The 17,575-nt window shown below is 57.4% G+C and carries 17 protein-coding genes and 1 pseudogene; 7 read left to right on the top strand and 11 right to left on the bottom strand.

The genetic code is table 11. From position 1 onward, the window contains the following. Positions 1 to 13 precede the first annotated feature (13 nt). The 4 genes and pseudogenes from Q7C20_RS00460 to Q7C20_RS00475 form a co-directional block, all read left to right on the top strand. Positions 14 to 784, top strand: a pseudogene (locus Q7C20_RS00460) (MCP four helix bundle domain-containing protein); the annotation flags it as partial. A gap of 153 nt (positions 785 to 937) precedes the next feature. Then, the gene (locus tag Q7C20_RS00465; protein WP_375064837.1) at positions 938 to 1,642 is read left to right on the top strand and encodes a methyl-accepting chemotaxis protein; all 705 of its coding nucleotides are present in this window, start codon (positions 938 to 940) and stop codon (positions 1,640 to 1,642) included. 138 nt (positions 1,643 to 1,780) lie between these two features. Beyond that, positions 1,781 to 2,701, top strand: coding sequence for an MCP four helix bundle domain-containing protein (locus tag Q7C20_RS00470; protein ID WP_375064371.1), 921 nt, complete (start codon positions 1,781 to 1,783; stop codon positions 2,699 to 2,701). Continuing rightward, a complete protein-coding gene (locus tag Q7C20_RS00475; protein ID WP_375064373.1) occupies positions 2,698 to 3,402 on the top strand; it encodes a methyl-accepting chemotaxis protein in 705 nt (234 codons plus the stop codon). The genes Q7C20_RS00470 and Q7C20_RS00475 overlap by 4 nt, the downstream gene beginning before the upstream one ends. Before the next feature lie 154 nt (positions 3,403 to 3,556). Here the strand turns inward: Q7C20_RS00475 and Q7C20_RS00480 are convergent, their stop codons facing one another. Both Q7C20_RS00480 and Q7C20_RS00485 read right to left on the bottom strand, forming a co-directional pair. Next, on the bottom strand, positions 3,557 to 4,687 hold the full coding sequence (locus tag Q7C20_RS00480; RefSeq protein ID WP_375064375.1) for a GGDEF domain-containing protein: 1,131 nt from the start codon (positions 4,685 to 4,687) through the stop codon (positions 3,557 to 3,559). Between the two features lie 213 nt (positions 4,688 to 4,900). After that, complete coding sequence (locus tag Q7C20_RS00485; RefSeq protein ID WP_375064377.1) at positions 4,901 to 5,797, bottom strand: LysR substrate-binding domain-containing protein; 897 nt, start codon at positions 5,795 to 5,797, stop codon at positions 4,901 to 4,903. 102 nt (positions 5,798 to 5,899) lie between these two features. On the opposite strand from Q7C20_RS00485, the gene Q7C20_RS00490 reads away from it, so the two are divergent. Both Q7C20_RS00490 and Q7C20_RS00495 read left to right on the top strand, forming a co-directional pair. After that, a complete protein-coding gene (locus Q7C20_RS00490) occupies positions 5,900 to 6,997 on the top strand; it encodes an NADH:flavin oxidoreductase (protein WP_375064379.1) in 1,098 nt (365 codons plus the stop codon). A gap of 84 nt (positions 6,998 to 7,081) precedes the next feature. Beyond that, the gene (locus Q7C20_RS00495; RefSeq protein WP_375064381.1) at positions 7,082 to 7,903 is read left to right on the top strand and encodes a DeoR/GlpR family DNA-binding transcription regulator; all 822 of its coding nucleotides are present in this window, start codon (positions 7,082 to 7,084) and stop codon (positions 7,901 to 7,903) included. Here the strand turns inward: Q7C20_RS00495 and Q7C20_RS00500 are convergent. The 9 genes from Q7C20_RS00500 to Q7C20_RS00540 form a co-directional block, all read right to left on the bottom strand. Further along, complete coding sequence (locus Q7C20_RS00500; RefSeq protein WP_375064383.1) at positions 7,900 to 8,961, bottom strand: alpha/beta fold hydrolase; 1,062 nt, start codon at positions 8,959 to 8,961, stop codon at positions 7,900 to 7,902. The two genes, Q7C20_RS00495 and Q7C20_RS00500, sit on opposite strands and share 4 nt — an antisense overlap. A gap of 66 nt (positions 8,962 to 9,027) precedes the next feature. Next, positions 9,028 to 9,810 carry a 2-oxo-tetronate isomerase gene (gene otnI, locus Q7C20_RS00505; RefSeq protein WP_375064385.1) on the bottom strand — a complete coding sequence of 261 codons (783 nt, stop codon included), beginning with the start codon at positions 9,808 to 9,810 and terminating at the stop codon, positions 9,028 to 9,030. A gap of 22 nt (positions 9,811 to 9,832) precedes the next feature. Continuing rightward, positions 9,833 to 11,293 (bottom strand): SLC13 family permease, encoded by a 1,461-nt coding sequence (locus tag Q7C20_RS00510; protein ID WP_375064387.1) that lies wholly within the window; start codon positions 11,291 to 11,293, stop codon positions 9,833 to 9,835. 132 nt (positions 11,294 to 11,425) lie between these two features. Then, positions 11,426 to 12,064: an aldolase gene (locus Q7C20_RS00515; protein WP_375064389.1), complete on the bottom strand. Its 639-nt coding sequence runs from the start codon at positions 12,062 to 12,064 to the stop codon at positions 11,426 to 11,428. Beyond that, complete coding sequence (gene otnK, locus Q7C20_RS00520; protein ID WP_375064391.1) at positions 12,061 to 13,353, bottom strand: 3-oxo-tetronate kinase; 1,293 nt, start codon at positions 13,351 to 13,353, stop codon at positions 12,061 to 12,063. Before otnK ends, Q7C20_RS00515 begins: the two co-directional genes overlap by 4 nt. 10 nt (positions 13,354 to 13,363) lie before the next feature. Next, positions 13,364 to 14,377 carry an L-threonate dehydrogenase gene (ltnD, locus tag Q7C20_RS00525; protein ID WP_375064393.1) on the bottom strand — a complete coding sequence of 338 codons (1,014 nt, stop codon included), beginning with the start codon at positions 14,375 to 14,377 and terminating at the stop codon, positions 13,364 to 13,366. A gap of 388 nt (positions 14,378 to 14,765) precedes the next feature. Further along, on the bottom strand, positions 14,766 to 15,476 hold the full coding sequence (locus tag Q7C20_RS00530; protein WP_375064395.1) for an SDR family oxidoreductase: 711 nt from the start codon (positions 15,474 to 15,476) through the stop codon (positions 14,766 to 14,768). A 36-nt stretch (positions 15,477 to 15,512) separates the two neighbouring features. Continuing rightward, positions 15,513 to 16,073, bottom strand: coding sequence for a GTP cyclohydrolase I FolE (gene folE / locus Q7C20_RS00535; protein ID WP_375064397.1), 561 nt, complete (start codon positions 16,071 to 16,073; stop codon positions 15,513 to 15,515). Between the two features lie 80 nt (positions 16,074 to 16,153). Next, entirely contained in the window at positions 16,154 to 16,618 is a 465-nt protein-coding gene (locus Q7C20_RS00540; protein WP_375064839.1) for a thiol-disulfide oxidoreductase DCC family protein, read from the bottom strand. Positions 16,619 to 16,814: 196 nt separating this feature from the next. Here Q7C20_RS00540 and Q7C20_RS00545 point away from each other — a divergent pair, with 196 nt between their 5' ends. Then, complete coding sequence (locus tag Q7C20_RS00545; RefSeq protein ID WP_375064399.1) at positions 16,815 to 17,279, top strand: DUF3429 domain-containing protein; 465 nt, start codon at positions 16,815 to 16,817, stop codon at positions 17,277 to 17,279. Positions 17,280 to 17,575: the final 296 nt, after the last annotated feature.

The following is a 17,575-nucleotide window of genomic DNA, read 5'->3' on the forward strand; positions in this document are numbered from 1 at the left end:
GAGAGATTTCATTATGATATTGCGCAAGCTGAACCTCGCTCCCCGCTCGGCGCTTTGCTTCGGATTCTTCTGCCTGCTGATGATTGCGATGGGGCTCATTGCCCTCAAGCAAGTGAGCAGTTTGAACGACTCTGAAAAGTTCGTGGAGACCAACGTAGTGCCCAGCATATCTTTGCTGGGCTCGATCGACAGGGAGTTTGTAAGCATTAGAGGCAGCAACGCGCGGTTGCGTAATCCTGTGGAGCCAGAAGAGCGCAAGACTCAAGCGCTTGAGGACGTCAGGAAAGCCCGAGCAGGTGTCCAGGAACTGTTGTCGAAGCTTCAAGCGCACATAGTGACGGCTATGGGAAAACAGATTTTTGGTGAGCTGTCCCAAAACTATGCCGCTTATCAGCAGGTACAGGATCAGTACCTGTCATTGATTGCTTCCGGCAGCCTGGATGGAGCCGTCAAGTTGTCTAACGAGGCTATGAAGCAATCAGCAGATGTCGTAGAGCGTGATATAAAAAAACTCATCGTGCTGAACAATGACAAGGCTAAAAAAGCTGGTGAGGAAGCCTCTCATATTTACGAGCAGGCAAAACTGATTGTGGGTGGCTTTATCCTGGTCAGCACCCTGGCTGCCATTGCGCTCGCCCTCATGTATACCCGCAGTATCACAATTCCCGTTAGTCAGTCACTGGCCATCGCTGAGCGTATTGCCAAAAACGATCTCAGTGAAGTCATCGACGTGCAAGGGCATGATGAGGTTGCCAAGCTCATGCAGGCTTTGAAATCTATGCAACAAGGTCTGCGAGGTACGCTTTCTCTGATATCTGATTCGTCCAATCAACTCGCATCCACTTCTGAAGAAATGCACGCCGTCACTGAAGATGCCAATAAAGGCATGCTGCATCAGAACAACGAGGTTGAGATGGCCGCTACTGCCGTCACCGAGATGAGCGCCGCTGTGGAAGAAGTGGCTAGAAATGCCTCAGCAGCCTCTGAAGCAGCCAATCGATCCAATTCCGCCGCCTTGGCGGGTCGTGCACGCGTAGATGAAACCGTTAAGGCCATCAGCTTGATGGTCGCAAATGTTGAAGACACGTCTGCAGAGGTACAAGGGCTCGCCGTTATGGCAACTGACATCAGCAAGGTCCTGGATGTGATACGCGCGATTGCGGAGCAGACCAACCTTCTTGCCTTGAACGCTGCCATCGAAGCCGCTCGGGCCGGTGAGGCCGGTCGAGGCTTCGCAGTAGTGGCGGATGAGGTGAGGGCGTTAGCCCATCGTACGCAGCAATCCACCAGTGAAATTGAGCAGATGATCAGCTCGATTCAGAAAGGCACTGGGGCGGCTGTATCGGCGATGACTCACACTAACGCCCAAGCTCAAAGAACACTTGAAACTGCACAAGGCGCGGGCAGTGCATTGGTGGAAATCACTGAATCCATTGATAACATCACCGAGCGAAATGTGTTGATCGCTACCGCGTCGGAAGAGCAGGCCCAGGTGGCCAGGGAAGTGGATCGCAGCCTTGTCAGCATCCGGGACTTGTCAAATCAGGCGTCAGAAGGATCCAGTCAGACAGCAATCGCAACCTCTGAGCTGACTAAACTTGCGGTCGAATTGAATCGACTGGTCAAGCAGTTTCAAATGTAAAACTTCCAGTGTGCTTGCGAGGGAGCTGCGCAATGAGTCGGTGCGCAAGTTCCCACGCAACGAGGTCCTTAAAGTTTCCAACTTTTGGTCGATAGCCTATTGAGCGTATCAACCACCGTTGGCGAACAGGAATCTCTTATGCGTCTTAGAAACTTCAATGTAGCGCCACGCGCCGCCCTGTTTTTCGCGTTAATTATTGCGTTGGTTTTTGTACTCGGCGCATTCGCAGTCCTGCAAATGGGCAAACTGAGGGATTCCGAAAAAGACGTCGAACTCAATTGGATGGCCAGCATCCGGCAAACGGCGCTGATGAACAATGCGGCCCTTCGCCTACGGCTCGAAACACAGCGAGGCCTTGCTGACCCCCAATCCATTCAAAAGAATATTGAAAGCTTCGCTGGCTATCGTAAGGCGTTCAATGAGGCGGTGGCCAATTATGAGCCTCTGATAGAGACTGATAAAGAGCGCTCGTTTTATACACCGATAACAAACAGCGCCGAAGCCTACTCCAAACAACTGGATATTCTCGAACCGTTGATGAGGCGGGGTGACATAGCGGCAGCGGTCAATCAGGTAAGTGCAGAAATCCGCCCTCTGACGAATACCATGGAACAACAGATTAAAGCCCTGACCACCTATAACGATGAAGGTGCAGCGCAGGCTGGGCAAAACGCGACCGATCTCTATAACAATGGCCTTTGGCTTGTTGTCGGTCTTATAACGGGCGTGGTCATACTGACGTTTGGATTGGCATTATTGCTGACGAAAAGTATCACCTCTCCGATTAACGATGCCCTGTCCGTGGCAGAGCGTATCGCGGCCAGTGACCTCTCCAAGGAGGTTTTGGTCAGCGGGACTGATGAGGCTGGGCGACTGTTGAAGGCGCTTGCGCAGATGCAGGCAAACCTGCGCAATACAATTATGCAGATATCCGATTCGTCCACCCAACTGGCCTCTGCTTCAGAAGAGATGACAGCGGTCACTGAGGCGTCGAGTCGGGGTCTTGTCGCCCAAAATGACGAGGTCAATCAAGCTGCCACAGCTGTCACACCGAAATGAGCGCGGCGGTTGATGAAGTTGCTCGTAACGCGGAGTCAGCTTCGCAAGAGTCAAAGCGTACCCAGGGCTATACCGAGGTAGGTTTGGCCCGAGTGGCTCAGACATTCAAGTCCATTCAAAAGCTCAACGGTAACGTTGAAAAAACGAGCGAACAAATTCAAGGTTTGTCAGATCGTGCCCAGAGCATCACTAAAGTTGTGGAGGTGATTCGGGCGATTGCAGAACAAACCAACCTTTTGGCGTTGAACGCTGCTATCGAGGCAGCACGCGCAGGCGAGCAAGGCCGTGGTTTTGCGGTAGTAGCTGACGAAGTGAGGGCTTTGGCCCATCGCACTCAGGTGTCGACTCAAGAAATCGAGCAGATGATCGCTGCCATCCAGAACGACTCTGACCTGGCCGTAAAGGCGATGAACACGAGCAGAGACCTGGCGACCGATTCACTTGGCGTTGCCCAAGAGGCCAGTACCTCGCTGGATCAAATAGCGACGGCCATTGTTCAGATCAATGAGCGTAACCTCATGATTGCCACAGCCTCTGAAGAGCAGTCGCATGTTGCGCGTGAGGTTGACCGTAATCTGGTCAGTATTCGCGAGCTGGCAACTCAGAGTGCTGCGGGTGCCAGCCAGACAGCAAGTGCGTGTGGTGAAATGTCCAAACTGGCGGTTAACCTGAATCAGTTGGTTAAAAGATTTGTGGTGTGAAACAGAGTCGATTTTAAGTGGACACCAGCTCTAGCCTTTTAAGCGGGTACCTCATGCAGCCAAAACGCCGTTCCTATTTCATGGTCACTCGGATTTTTCGTGTAGAACCGAAGGCTAAACCCGCGAACGAGGCTCATCCCTATCCGCCAAAGACTTATCCAAACCTGAAACAGTTCTTGCCCGCAGATTTTGCTTTATACATCGCGACATCCGCTCTGGATAAAACCTGATCAACACTGCCTTGCTCTGAAGGGGAGGTCTGGGTAATGCCGATGCTGACGCCGAGACCTTCATAATTCTCGTATTTGCCGGCGTAATCTTCGAGGCCTTTTATGATGCGTTCGGCAATGAGTGATGCGGATATCTTGTCGGTGTCCGGCATCAACACGATGAATTCGTCACCGCCTATTCGCGCCACTGCGTCCCCCTTGCGTACCACCCGGGTGACCATTTCAGAGAAAGAAACCAATACTCTGTCGCCGGTGGCGTGACCGTTGGCATCATTGATTTTTTTGAACCCGTCCAAATCCAGACAAAGTACGCAAAAATCGCTATCCCCATGGGTTTTCGAGTTAAGTGATGCTGTCATCACATTCAAGATACCTAAGCGGTTCAGCACCCCGGTCAATTTGTCATGGGTGGCTGAATGTGTGCTCTGTGCTTCTGAAATATAGGCTGTCGTCAGGGTTGCATTGAGGTTGTTCAACAGCACCCATAAGCCAGTCAGGTACATGGGCGCTTGTAGAATCAGCAACCGCAACATGGGTTCCGGTTGGAACAACGTGGCCAATTTCATCGGTAAATCCGTGAGAAGGATTTGCGTGAATGCATAGCGGGGTATGCCTTGGTTTCTCATGGCAATCGCGCCATTCATGCTGACCGCCGATGTGCATGCCAGGACTTGGAGCACCGGATCCTGACTGATAATGCATCCCGCCGTGCCAATGCCTATTTCGGCGGCCCAGATCAAACCGAATAGCAGAGAAAGGTCCGTTGCGTATCTGAGACTGGATTTGCCGCTGGCCATAAATCTCTGCAGCAGGAACCAGCGGATGATCCAAATCACCATGTCGGCGACTAACCAACTGATGAAGAACAGCGTTGGGTGAAGCACGACGGCAACGCTGCATACGAGCAGCGTGTTCATCCCCGCTGCGACCAGCGCAGCGCGTGAGGTAAAGGGACCTTTAAGTAGCTTTAAGCGTATGTCCCGATCCAGGCTTTGGTTGTCTTTCACAAACCAGCGGATAAACGGTGTACTGGGAAAAGAGTGAAAATTAGACATAGGCTAGTCCGCTATAAAGCCACAACGAATGATGGCCTTTTAGCACTATACATAAGCTTAGGGTACCCGGCTCTAAATACCGCGATTAAGACTGAATACCGTCGGGGCTAACCATCATCGGATTGTTGGAGTCATATAGAGGCGGGAAGGGGGCAGCGGGGCATGTTATCTGTACGGACATTCTCGATGGCAATGAATTGATGCTGGAATTTATCAAGACGCAATAGGTAAGGCGGTTTTCTTGAGTTCTGCCTCCAAGCAGTCCACGAACACGCGCACGCGATGCGGAACCTGTTGACGTGTCGGCAGTACTGCGGTGATGGAAAGCTGCTCCGGGATGACATCCTCAAGGCTCACCAGCACCAGAGAACCTTCAGCAAGCTCATTGCGGATGTCCCAATACGTCAGCATGGCCAGCCCCAAGCCCTGTTTGCTCGCTGTGCGCACCGCCTCGACGCTGTTGGCGGAAAACGCACCGTGCGCGCGGATGCTCACCGGATTGCCGTCTTTGGCGAACGGCCAATACGGCATGGCGTGCAGGACGATGCATGCGTGATGACTGAGTTCGTCCAACACCCTCGGTGTGCCCCACCGCGCCAGGTACTCAGGGCTCGCGCAGACAACGCGTGGGTTGGGGGCCAGCGTAGTCGCCACCAAGGTCGAGTCGCGCAGTGTGGCGATGCGGATGGCCACGTCAATGCCAAGCCCGGCAATATCAATGATGCTGTCCGATAACGTGAGGTCGACCTTGAGATTCGGGTGGTCGGCCAGTAAGGCTGGCAGCAGCGGCATGATCACTGTTTGGCCGAATACGCTGGGGGCGGTGACCCTCAGCGTGCCGCTGGCACTGCCTGCACTGGTTTTCAACGTAGAGCGTGCCGCCTCGTTCGCTTCCAGCATGGTCTTCGCATAAGGAAGGTACATTTCTCCTTCCGGGGTCAGTGCTACGGATCGCGTGGTGCGGTGTACCAATCGCACTCCCAGCTCTTTTTCCAGCGACGCCAGCCGGCGTGACACCGTCATCGCAGACAACCCCAGCCGCCGTGCTGCCGCAGATAAGCTACCGCTGGTGGCGATATGCGCAAAGACCTCTACCTCGCAAATCTGCATGACTATATCCGTTTAGGTTAAAGCGCCTTATTCAGTATGCAAGCTTCCAGCGTTCAATTTCAGCGATTATCTTCGTGGCTTTCGAATAATTGAGTGAACACCATGAGCCCATCGAACTCGAGCATTGTAACCCCATTCGATATGGGGAGCCTGAAGCTGAAAAATCGCATGGCGCTCGCCCCGATGACGCGCGTCAGCGCGAGCGAGAGCGGCAGTGCCACACCGGCCATGGCACGCTATTACGAGCGTTTCGCTCAGGGCGGTTTTGGTTTAGTCATCACCGAGGGGATTTATACCGATCGCCTGTATTCCCAGGGATACCCGTTCCAACCGGGTATCACCGACCAGGAACAGGCGCTCGCCTGGCGTGTGGTTGTCGACGCGGTCCATCAACACGAAGGCGCTGCGATTGCGCAGATCATGCACGCTGGGGCATTGAGCCAGGCGAACCGTTTTGTCGATCACTCAGCCGGGCCTTCGGCCATTCGCCCGAAAGGCGAGCAGATGAAGTTTTACTATGGCGAGGGCGTGTACCAGGTGCCCCGCGAGATGACTGATGAAGATATTGCGGATGCCATAGACGGCTTTGCACAGGCGGCGCAGCGGGCCGTGGCCATCGCGGGTTTCGACGGTGTCGAGATCCATGGCGCAAACGGCTACCTGCTTGACCAGTTCATCACCGATTATTCCAACCAGCGGTCCGACCGATGGGGCGGCAGTGTTCGGCAGCGTTTGGGGCTGATGCTAGAGGTGGTTGGCGCAGTGAAAAAGGTTGTGGGCCACTCGCCCGTGGGCGTGCGTATCTCCCAGGGCAAGGTCAATGACTTCACGCACAAATGGCCAGGAGGCGAGCACGACGCACAGACCATTTTCGGCAGCTTGTCTGAAGCCGGGGTCGACTTCATCCATGTGACTGAGCACGAGGCCTGGCAGCCGGCATTTGTCGGCGACGCGTCCAGCCTGGTGATGCTCGCTCGCCGCTATGCGCCGAATGTCACGCTGATCGCCAACGGTGGTGTGCAGACGTTGCAGGATGCTGAACGCGCTATGCAGGGCGGGGCTGATATCGTCGCAGTGGGCAAGGCCGCGTTGGCCAATCCGGACTGGCTGCAACGCTCGCTCGAATCGCGTGCGCTGCAGGCTTTCGACCCGTCGCTCCTCGCTCCGATTGCGCATATCAAGGACAGCGAGTTGAAATAGCTGCAGTAAGGTTCAGATCGGCGGGTGGATTCGCTACTATGTAGGCCACCCGACGTAACCCGATTCAAGCCTTTGGAGCACCGAATGCCAAGCCAGAAGGACATGGCCGCCGAAAGCGGCGCGCCGATGATTCCTGAACAACGTCGCGAGTTGATCTTGCGCCAGTTGCGCAAACATCAGGTGCTGAGTGTTCATCAGTTGATGGAGATGTTCGAGTGCTCACACATGACGGTGCGCCGCGATATCGCCTTGCTTGAACAGGAAGGCCGGGCGTATTCGGTGACAGGCGGCGTTCGCATCGCCAGCCAGTTGCACAGTGAACCCAGCCACCAGCTCAAGGCCGTGGTCGAGTTGCCGCAGAAACAAGCCATGGCCAAGCTTGCCGCGCGCCTGCTGAGTGCGGACATGACTATTTACCTGGATGCAGGCACCAGCACGCTGGAGATCGTGCCCTACATCAAGTCGCTCAGCGGGATGACGGTGGTGACCAACGACTTCGGGGTGGTGCAGGCGTTAATGGATGCGCCACAGGTGACGGTGATACATACCGGTGGGCAGTTGGACCATTCCAATCATTCCTGTGTCGGCGGGCTGGCGGTGGCGACGTTGCGTCAGGTCGTGACGGACATCGCCTTTATCTCGACCAGTTCCTGGGACCTGCGGCGTGGAATCACCACGCCGTCGGCCCTTAAAGTGGAAGTCAAGCAGGTGGCCATGCAGTCGGCATCCCAAGTGGTATTGGTGTCCAGCAGCTCCAAGTACGGCACATTCAGTATGTACAAAATAGCCGGCTTGGAGCAGTTCGATGTGATCATCAGTGACGACGCGCTGGCGCACGCGGCTGCGGATGGGATTCGCAAGCTAGGCGTCGAATTGATGTTGCCCTCCGACCCGCAGCCCGCTTAGCGCGGCGTTTCAGTCTCCTGCATGAATTGCCGGAGTTCCTTGCTGTAGAACTTCGCCATGCTCGTGGTGCCATGGCCACGGGTGTCGGCGCTGGCCGGGATGAGTAGTAGCCGCGCATGCTTGAGCGCTTTCATCGACGCTTCCAGCCTTCCGGTTTCCGGAGGGTTGCGCTCATCGTCCGCCGAATTGATGACCAGCATCGGTGCCTGGATTTTATCCAAGCCCTCGGCGGCGTTGTAGTCAGCAGAAGATTGCCATTGGTAGATAAAGTCATTGGCGTCCGCAGTTTGCGGGGCGCCGAGACGCTCATCCACCAGCTTGTCGGCCTGGGCACGGGTCGGCGCTGCCGCCTGATAGGCCAGGGTGCCGCCGCTGGTGCCCACGCTGAACATCGCGTTAGCCAGGCGCAGGGACGGTGGCTGCGTGCTGTAGTTGCCGTTGTTCCAGGCTGGGTCCTGCTTTATCGATTCCACTAACAAGCGGCGCATCATCCAGTTGCGGGACGACATTTCAGCCGGTTGCGATGCCATGGGCACCAGCGCGTCCATCATCTGCGGCCAGGTCTGGCCCCACATCCAGGTTTGCATACCGCCCATGGAGTTGCCGATGATCAGACGCAGATGCTTGACCCCCAGGCCTTCGGTCACCAACCGATACTGGGCTTGAACAAGGTCGGTGTAGTTGTACTCGGGAAACTTGGTTCGCAGACCGTCGGAGGGTTTACTGGACTGGCCCACTCCGATGCCGTCGGTGGAAATGATGTAGTACTTGTTGGCGTCCAGCGGTTGGCCCGGGCCGAACAGTTCGCCGCCAAAATCCTTGCTTAACACATCGCTGCCGGGCCGGTAGGTACCGTGCAGATAGAGGATGGCGGGGTTCTTTGGATTGCCCAAAGTAACGTAGTGCAGCTTGAGATTCGCGAGCGTTTCACCCGTATGGAAGGTGAATTGCGGGGCCACCCAGTCGCCTTCGGTTGCAGCGGGTAATGGCGCGGCGTTGACGGAAAACGACAGAGGCAACAGCAGTCCGAGCGCAAGCCAGGAAGTCAAATGCTGCATGGGAAGTATCCTGTTATTTTTGTTTTTAGAATCCCTGCTTCGAGAGGAGCAGGGGATAGCGTTAACCTAGCGCGCCTTCCAGTCCCGTAACCATTGCAGACCGGCCGAGGTGCCGCTTTTGGGGCGGTATTCGCAACCGACCCAGCCGTCGTACCCCAACTCATCAATCAGCTCAAACAGGTAGGGGTAGTTCAATTCACCCAGGTTCGGTTCGTGTCGGTCGGGCACGCCTGCAATCTGAATGTGGCCAATGCCGTCGATATCGCGCAGCAGTTTGACGGCCAGATCTCCTTCGACGATCTGGCAGTGATAGCAGTCAAACTGCACCTTCAAATTGCTTGCGCCCACCTCTTTGCAAATCGCGTGTGCCTGGTCCTGTCGATTGAGGAAAAAACCTGGCATGTCGCGGTTGTTGATCGGCTCCAGTAACACTGTCACCCCAGCCTGACGCGCCTGGGCGCTCGCGTAAGCCAGGTTCTCCAAGTACACCGCGTGATGGCGCTCGCGGTGCTGCTCCGAAGGCAGCAAGCCGGCCATTACGTGGATGCGGGTGTTGCCCAGCACCGCGGCGTACTCCAGCGCACGGTCGAAGCCTGCGCGGAATTCGGCTTGGCGCCCCGGCAAGGTGGCGATGCCGCGTTCGCCCGCTGCCCAGTCGCCGGGCGGCGCATTGAACAGGGCTTGGACCAAGCCGTTGTCGCCCAGGTGTTGTTTGAGCAACTGGGCGCTGTACTCGTACGGAAACAGATACTCCACGGCATCAAAACCATCGGCCGCGGCCGCTGCGAAGCGTTCCAGAAAAGCGTGTTCGGGGTAAAGCATACTCAGGTTGGCGGCAAAGCGAGGCATGTGAACTCCTGGTCGAAAACGATCAGACAAAAGGCCAGATCAACAGGGTAATAAAGAATCCAAGCGTGCCGAGGAGGGTGGTGATCACCGTCCAGGTGCGCAGGCCGTCAGCCACGTTAAGGCCAGCCAACTTGGTGAAAATCCAGTAACCGGCGTCGTTGATGTGTGACATTGCCAGGCCGCCACCGCCCATGGCCAGGCACAGCAGAGCCATGTGGTTGGGCGTCAGGTTGAGCGTGGCGATCAGCGGGCTGATGATGCCTGCAGTCGTCACCAGCGCCACCGTGGTTGAACCTTGCACGGCGCGCAGCAACATCGTCAGCAAAAAGCCCAGCGCCAGCACCGGCAGCCCGGTTGTGCGCAGCAGGTCGGAGACCACTGCGCCGATCCCGGTGTCTACCAGCACCTTGCCGAACACGCCGCCGGCACCGGCGATCAGAATCACCATGGCCACACCTGGCAGTGCCGAGCCGATTACATCGGAGACCTGGGTGCGGCTCCAGCCGCGACGGGAACCGAGCAGCCAGGCACACAGCAAGGTGTCGATCAGCAGTGCCACGAGCGGCGCGCCGAGCACCGTCATGATGCCCCGCAGGGTCGATTCGATCGGCAGCAATGAGGTCGCCAGAGTGCCCAGCAGGATCAACACGATGGGCAGCAGGATAAGGCTGACGATCAAGCCGAAACCCGGCGCCGGGGCGGGTGGAAGCTTGGCGACGATGCTGCTGGTGGATTCTTCCAGGCCCATGTGCGAGACGGCTTGCGCATTCTGTTGCACATTCTGGGTGTTGCTATCTTGCCAGGCGCGCAGGTCGTCGTTGGTGACGTGTGGGCCGTAGACTTCGGCGCGGATATCATCGGACATTGGGTAGAAGCGGCGCGTCATGCGTCCGGCGACGCGATAGCCGACGTAGCACAAGAACGCTGTCAGCGGCAGCCCGAACATCAGCACCCGGCCCAGGTCGGCGCCCAATTGGCTGGCGGCGGCGACAGCACCGGGATGCGGTGGCAGAAATGCATGTACCGTGAGCAGCGCAGCGCACATCGGTAACGCGAACATTAGCAGCGGCTTGCGAGCGCGACGTGCCACGCCGTAGGCCAGCGGCATGAGGATAATCACCCCCACTTCGAAGAACACCGGCACACCGATAATGAAGCCGGCAATCGTCAGCGCCAGGGGCGTGCGTCGATTGCCGAAGCGTTCGATCAGAGTCTTGGCCAGCGCCTCGGCACCGCCCGACAACTCAATGATGCGTCCAATCATCGCGCCCAGGGCAATGATGATCGCAATGTGGCCGAGGGTCTTGCCCATGCCACCTTCAATGGTGGCGACCAGGTCGGCGGGTTTGACCCCGGCGATCAAGGCCACCAGGATGCTCACCAGCATCAGCGCCACAAACGGCTGAAATTTGTATTTGAGTACCAGGAACAGCAGCAAAGCTATGCCTAAGCCTGCGGTCGCCATCAGGATAAGCGGGCTCATGAGCGCGCCCCTTCATGTCGAATGCAAAGAGGTTTTTTGTCGGTGCAAACATCAACACGAAACTCGATAGTGGTCATGCTGGAAGGTCCTGTTGTTTTTATTGTCAGGGGTGTCGCAGTGGGCAACCGATGCCTACCAATGGGCGCCGAAAACCCTTTTAAGTTCGGCCAGTGCCGCGGCATCCAGAGGGGTCGGACGCGGGTTGCTCATCAGCCACAGGAGGGCGGTTTCTTCGAGTTCTTCCAGGGCGTAGCTCGCCCTGGAGACCGAGCTTTCCCAAACCACCGGGCCCAGGCGTTCGAGCATCACGCCACGCACACTGTTGGCGAGGCGCGCGACTTGGTCCGCCACATCGGGCGCGCCGGGGCGTTGATAGTTGATCAGAGGTATGTGCCCGACTTTCATCACTTGGTACGGCGTGAGTGGCGGCAGGATGTCATCCTGCTGCCAGACACCGGCAAGGGTAAGGGCCACCAGATGGGTGGAGTGGGTATGCACCACGCCACCGACACCCGGGTTGCGATCGTAGACCTGGCGATGCAGGGCCAGGGTTTTCGACGGTTTGTCGCCAGAAACCCATTTACCGCTCAGATCGACCTTGGCGATCAACGCCGGGTCAAGCCTCCCCAGGCAGGCGTCTGTGGGTGTGATCAACCAGCCGTCTTCCAGCCGCGCGCTGATGTTGCCGGCGCTGCCCACGGTGTACCCGCGCTGATAAAGGCTGTGACCGACGGTGCAGATTTCCTCGCGCAAGGCGCTTTCGTTGCTCATTGTGCACCTCCCGCCAGTTGTTTCAGGGCCTTGTCGAAAAAGTCCCGGCCACCGAAGTTGCCGGATTTGAGCGCCAGCGCCAGCGGCTCGGCGGTGTTGCTGACGGTCGCGGGAACTCCAGGATCAATCTGCGCGCCAATCTGCAACAGGCGCACGCCCAGTGCGGTAACCACTGCGCCGGACGTTTCACCGCCCGCGACCACAAAACGCCGTACGCCATTGAGACGCAGGGCCTGGGCAATCTCTCCCAGGGCGGTTTCCACCAACTGGCCGGCGCGTTCGACGCCCAGTTGCTGTTGCACCGTCTTGACCTCGTCCGGAGTGCTGGTGGCATAGATCAACACGGTGTGGGGTTGGTTGAGTGCAAAGGACACGGCATGGGCCACTACCGGTTCACCGGCCGCCAGTGCCAGCGGATCTATGCGCAGCGATGGTCGCCCGGCGTCTATCCATGCCCCCACCTGCGCGTTGGTGGCGATGGAGGCACTGCCTGCCAGGACCACTTCGCCACCGTGTACGGTTGGCAGCGATGCGGGGTCGAAGTCACGCAGTTTGCCAGCCCGACGGAAGTTGTCGGGAAGGCCCAGCGCCAAGCCGGAGCCTCCGGTTAGCAATGGCAAATCACTGCAGGCGGTGCCGAGGGTGTACAGGTCTTGATCGCTAAGGGCATCCGCGATCGCCATGCCCACACCTTGCGCACGCAACGCTGCAATTTGCTCGCGGACTTGCGCCACGCCCCGCGCGATGCTGTCGTAGCGCAGCAGGCCCACCTTTTGCGTGGTTTGCGATTGCAGCACACGAACCAGGTTGGCGTCGGTCATGGCGGTCAGCGGATGATGCTGCATGCCTGACTCATTGAGCAGTTGGTCCTGCACGAATAAATGCCCGCGATACACCGTCCGGCCGTTTTCCGGAAACGCCGGGCAGGCCAGAGTGAAATCACTGCCCAGTGCGTTGAGCAGGGCCTCGCTGACCTGGCCGATATTGCCGGCGGCCGTTGAATCGAAGGTCGAGCAGTATTTGAAGAATATCTGTTCACACCCTTGTTCGCGTAGCCACTCAAGCGCTTTCAGGGAGTCGGCCACAGCCTGTTCTGCCGGGACGGTGCGCGACTTGAGCGCAATCACGATCGCATCGGCATCCAGCTCGCTGGCGACGTCGTCGCTGGGAATACCGATGCTCTGGACCGTACGCATCCCGCCGCGTACCAGCATGTTGGCCAGGTCCGTGGCGCCTGTGAAGTCGTCGGCGATGCAGCCCAGCAAGGGGCGTGCGGAAGGTAGGCTCATGGGGGTGTCCTTATACGGGGTCTGTCTTGGCAGTCGGTAGCGCGATGCCAGGGAAAATCTTGATCACCGCCGAATCGTCTTCGCGTCCAAAACCGGCACTGGAGGCCTGCATGAACATTTGGTGAGCCGTGGCCGACAACGGCAGTGGAAACTTGCTGGCCCGCGCGGTATCCAGCACCAGGCCCAGGTCCTTGACGAAAATATCGACTGCCGACAATGGCGTGTAATCAGCCTTGAGAATGTGCGGCACGCGGTTTTCGAACATCCACGAGTTGCCTGCGCTGTGAGTAATCACTTCATACAGGGCATCGGCCTCGACCCCTTCGCGCAGACCCAACGCCATGGCTTCTGCGGCGGCTGCAATGTGCACGCCGGCCAGCAACTGATTGATGATCTTCACTTTGGAGCCCAGGCCATGTGCGTCACCCAGGCGATAGACCTTGCCGGCCATGCCAGCAAGCACGCCGTCGGCTTTTGCATAAGCCTCGCAGGGGCCGGACGTCATCATGGTCATCTCACCGGCGGCGGCTTTAGCCGCCCCACCGGAGATCGGTGCGTCCAGGTACAACAACCCTGCGTTCATCAGGCGCTGGCCCAGGTCCACGGCGTAGGTCGGGGCCACGGTGGCGCACCCGATTACCAGGCTGCCTGGGCGCAATGCGGCGACGGCGGCGTTTTCCCCGAACAGCACCGTTTCGGTTTGTTCGGCATTGACCACCACGGTGATGATCACATCGCACGCGGCCGCCATCTGCGCAGGCGAGGTACAGGCAACGCCGCCTTCGCTGGCGAACTGCTGCGTGACGGTTTCGCGCACGTCACAGGCATGCACATTGAAGCCGCTGCGCAACAGCGACCGGGCAATACCGAGCCCCATCGCGCCTAAACCGATCACACCAACGTTCTTGTTATTCATGGAGGCTCCTTGGAAAGGCAGCGGATACGTGAAGACCGCAACAGTGCAGGCCGTTGTCCAGGTAGCCGTGAGGGGAGGGAGGCGCCAGTGTGTTCGCTGGCTGAGCATTCAGGGAGTGGTCGATCATCGTTGCCATCCTGTTTTGTTTTTTTGTCAGGGCGTCATTCGTGTTGGAGAGATAATCCTCCAATGATCGAATTATGTGAAGTTATTTTTGTGTTTAACATTATTTAACATCACGACTCCATCGTTCACAGCAGGGACGCCCGATTGGATGGGTGTGTCTTCAATGACAGAGACGATTTTCCTGAAGGACGGCAAAGTGGCCTGGGTGATCGTGACGCCCGGTGACTCGCGGCTATTTACGTCCACCTTTGGCTGAGCAGTTCGGTGGGTGCGATGCATGGCGTGCCTGAGCCGGTTTCAGACCCAGGGGGAGAGGGGGGACCTACAAAGTTCGCTGCTCACAACGCCTTCAAAATCCGCTGAAGGTTTGCTACCAAGGAAGGCGTTCTCCGCTATAGGAGAAGAAATTGCCGCTGTCAGCAGGGGTCAAGCGGTCAATCAGGCATAACAGCTCATGTGCTGCGATGCTTGCCGGCCGGGCTTCAGAGGCGCCACGGAAGGGTTGTGAGAGGCCCGAAATAACGGTGCCGGGATGAAGGCTCAACAATCGGGTCTGAGGCCGCGTTCGTGCCAGTTCGATGGCAGCCGTTTTAATCATCATGTTCAGGGCTGCCTTGGAGGCGCGATAGGAGTACCAGCCGCCCAGGCGGTTATCGCCGATGCTACCCACCTTGGCAGAGAGCATCGCCATCGCGCCACGAGGATCAAGCAATGGCAAAAAATGACGCAAAACCAGCGCAGGCCCGATTGTGTTGACTTGGAATACTGCCTGGAGCGTATCCGCTTCAATAGCGGAGTAACTTTTTTCAGGTTTGATTTCGTCGCGATGGAGCAGGCCGGCAGCGTGCAAAATCAACTGGTACGGGGCTTCTTGAGCTAATTCGGAGGCCGCCCTGGCGATACTGTCGGCGTCCTCTAAATTGAGGTTTGGAACACTGCCGCGCCCCAGCTGGCGAACAGACGCACACCGTGGGTCCTGATTGAGCAACTCACAAAAAGCCGAACCCAGTGCGCCACTGGCGCCAATCACCAAGGCCCGATAGCCGTCGCCAAAGGAGTTCATCTTGAAGGAACTATTCATTTAGCCTCACCCACAGTCTGATGCGATTTTTCGGTACTAACCTATTCGCCCTATCAGTTGCAGAAACTCGTGACGCGAAGCGGATGACTCGCGAAAAGCTCCCAGCATCACTGAAGAAGTCATCACTGAATTTTGTTTCTCCACGCCGCGCATCATCATGCACATGTGCTTCGCCTCAACCACCACCGCCACGCCAGCTGCACGGGTGACGTGCTGAATGGCGTCGGCAATCTGTTTTGTAAGGTTCTCCTGTATCTGTAAGCGGCGGGCGAACATGTCCACCACTCTGGCGACCTTCGACAGGCCGAGTACCTTTCCTGTGGGAATGTACGCGACATGCGCCTTACCGATGAAGGGCAGCATGTGATGCTCACACAATGAATACAGCTCGATGTCGCGCACGATGACCATTTCATCGTTTTTCGATTCGAACAAAGCGCCATTGACCACGTCTTCCAGGCTCATCGTGTAGCCATTGCACAGGTACTGCATCGCTTTGGCTGCGCGCTTGGGTGTGTCCAGCAGCCCTTCACGCTCTGGGTTCTCGCCTACGCCCACGAGAATTTCACGGTAATACTCGGCTAATGATGAGTTCATCTTGATTCCTCGCAGCCATGCTGCGCGTTATGTGGCGGCAATCCCTGGCGATAGTTGAGTGTTTGCTGCGCACGATCTGACTACGTGTGCTTTTTTTCCGAAGTGGATTGCTCGTCTGATTCGGGTTTTGACGCCGGCACCGCGCAACGGTTATCGACACAGCGGCGGCCATTATCTGGATGAGGTAACCACGCCAAATGGGGACGAAAGCGGCAGAAAAGCCGATAACCGAATTCAAGCAGCGGGCGCAATACACGCCACGTGAGTGGCGTTGCCCAAAAGCCCAAACCGGCGGCTCGCCAGCTCCACAGGGTGGCATCCAGGCCGGTGACCCAGCGCCCATCAGCGAAACGGGCATGCAGCGCGGACTGCATCTGCTCCAGGGTGAACCCGAGTGCCTTGGCGTCGAATGCACCGCTACTGATGTCCACAAAAAGCAGTCGATCCTTTACGGCATGCCCGCGCAGGAGCTTGATTTCGCGCGCACACAAAGGGCATTCACCGTCAAAGTACAGCGTCAGTGGCCAGTTCATTTTGTTGTACATCGACCTTGCTCTTGTATAAGGTTTGTACACGATATGCTGAAAGAAACCGACTGACAATGGGCGGTATGCAGTAGTTGCGCGATGGGCTCTCACGCCCGGTTTCGTAAACGGCATGCACCACCTCGCCATCAATCTCTCGCCCAAGCGGGGCTTTTGGGCCTAAAGTCTTGAGCGTCGCCCACTGCAAGGAATACAAATGAACGCGTTGCCATCAACCTCTGCGCCAAAGCACGTCAGCCTGCTGGGTTATGGCGGTTTGTTGCCGTTTATTTTTCTGGCGCTGCTGATCCCGTTCTCTCTCGACTATCGGCAGTTGTTTGCGATTGCGCTTGTTAACTACGGCGCAGTCATCCTGAGCTTCGTCGGCGCCTTGCACTGGGGCTTCGCCATGACTGTGCGGGACATGAGCGCCAAGCAGGGCAGCGACTTGTTCGTCTGGAGTGTCATTCCCGCGCTTATTGGTTGGATTGCCACCTTACTGCCAATGCCTTTGGGTTACGTGCTGTTGGTCATCGGCTTCGTTGCCCACCTTCGGCAGGACAGGCAGCTATCTCGGTTCATGAACTTGCCCGCCTGGTACCTACCGATGCGATTACGCCTTACCCTCGTGGCGAGCGTCTGCTTGATGCTTGCCGCGACAGTTGAGGCCCTTCATTCATGAGACCTTGCGTGCCCGGCTCGTTGCCAGTGACTTTGCGATTTCTGACGTGGCCGTAAGCCCGTGTGATACCGGTTGAGCCAGCCCTTTCAAGGTCTTAGGAAATCTGTCTGATACCAGCCCGTTAAGGGCGAATACTGTCCCTGTGGCGAGCGGGCTTGTCGAATCGTCGCACCGCCCGCGTTGGGTTGCGAAGCGAACCTGAAGGGGAAGAATGCGGTGAGTCAGATACTCCTCGGCTGCTGGTTTTGGGGTCGCTTCGCAACCCAACGCGGGGCAAGCCCGCTCGCCACAGGGAT

Origin of the sequence: Pseudomonas sp. AMR01 (genome assembly GCF_041946035.1) — a bacterium.
Classification (GTDB): domain Bacteria; phylum Pseudomonadota; class Gammaproteobacteria; order Pseudomonadales; family Pseudomonadaceae; genus Aquipseudomonas; species Aquipseudomonas antarctica_B.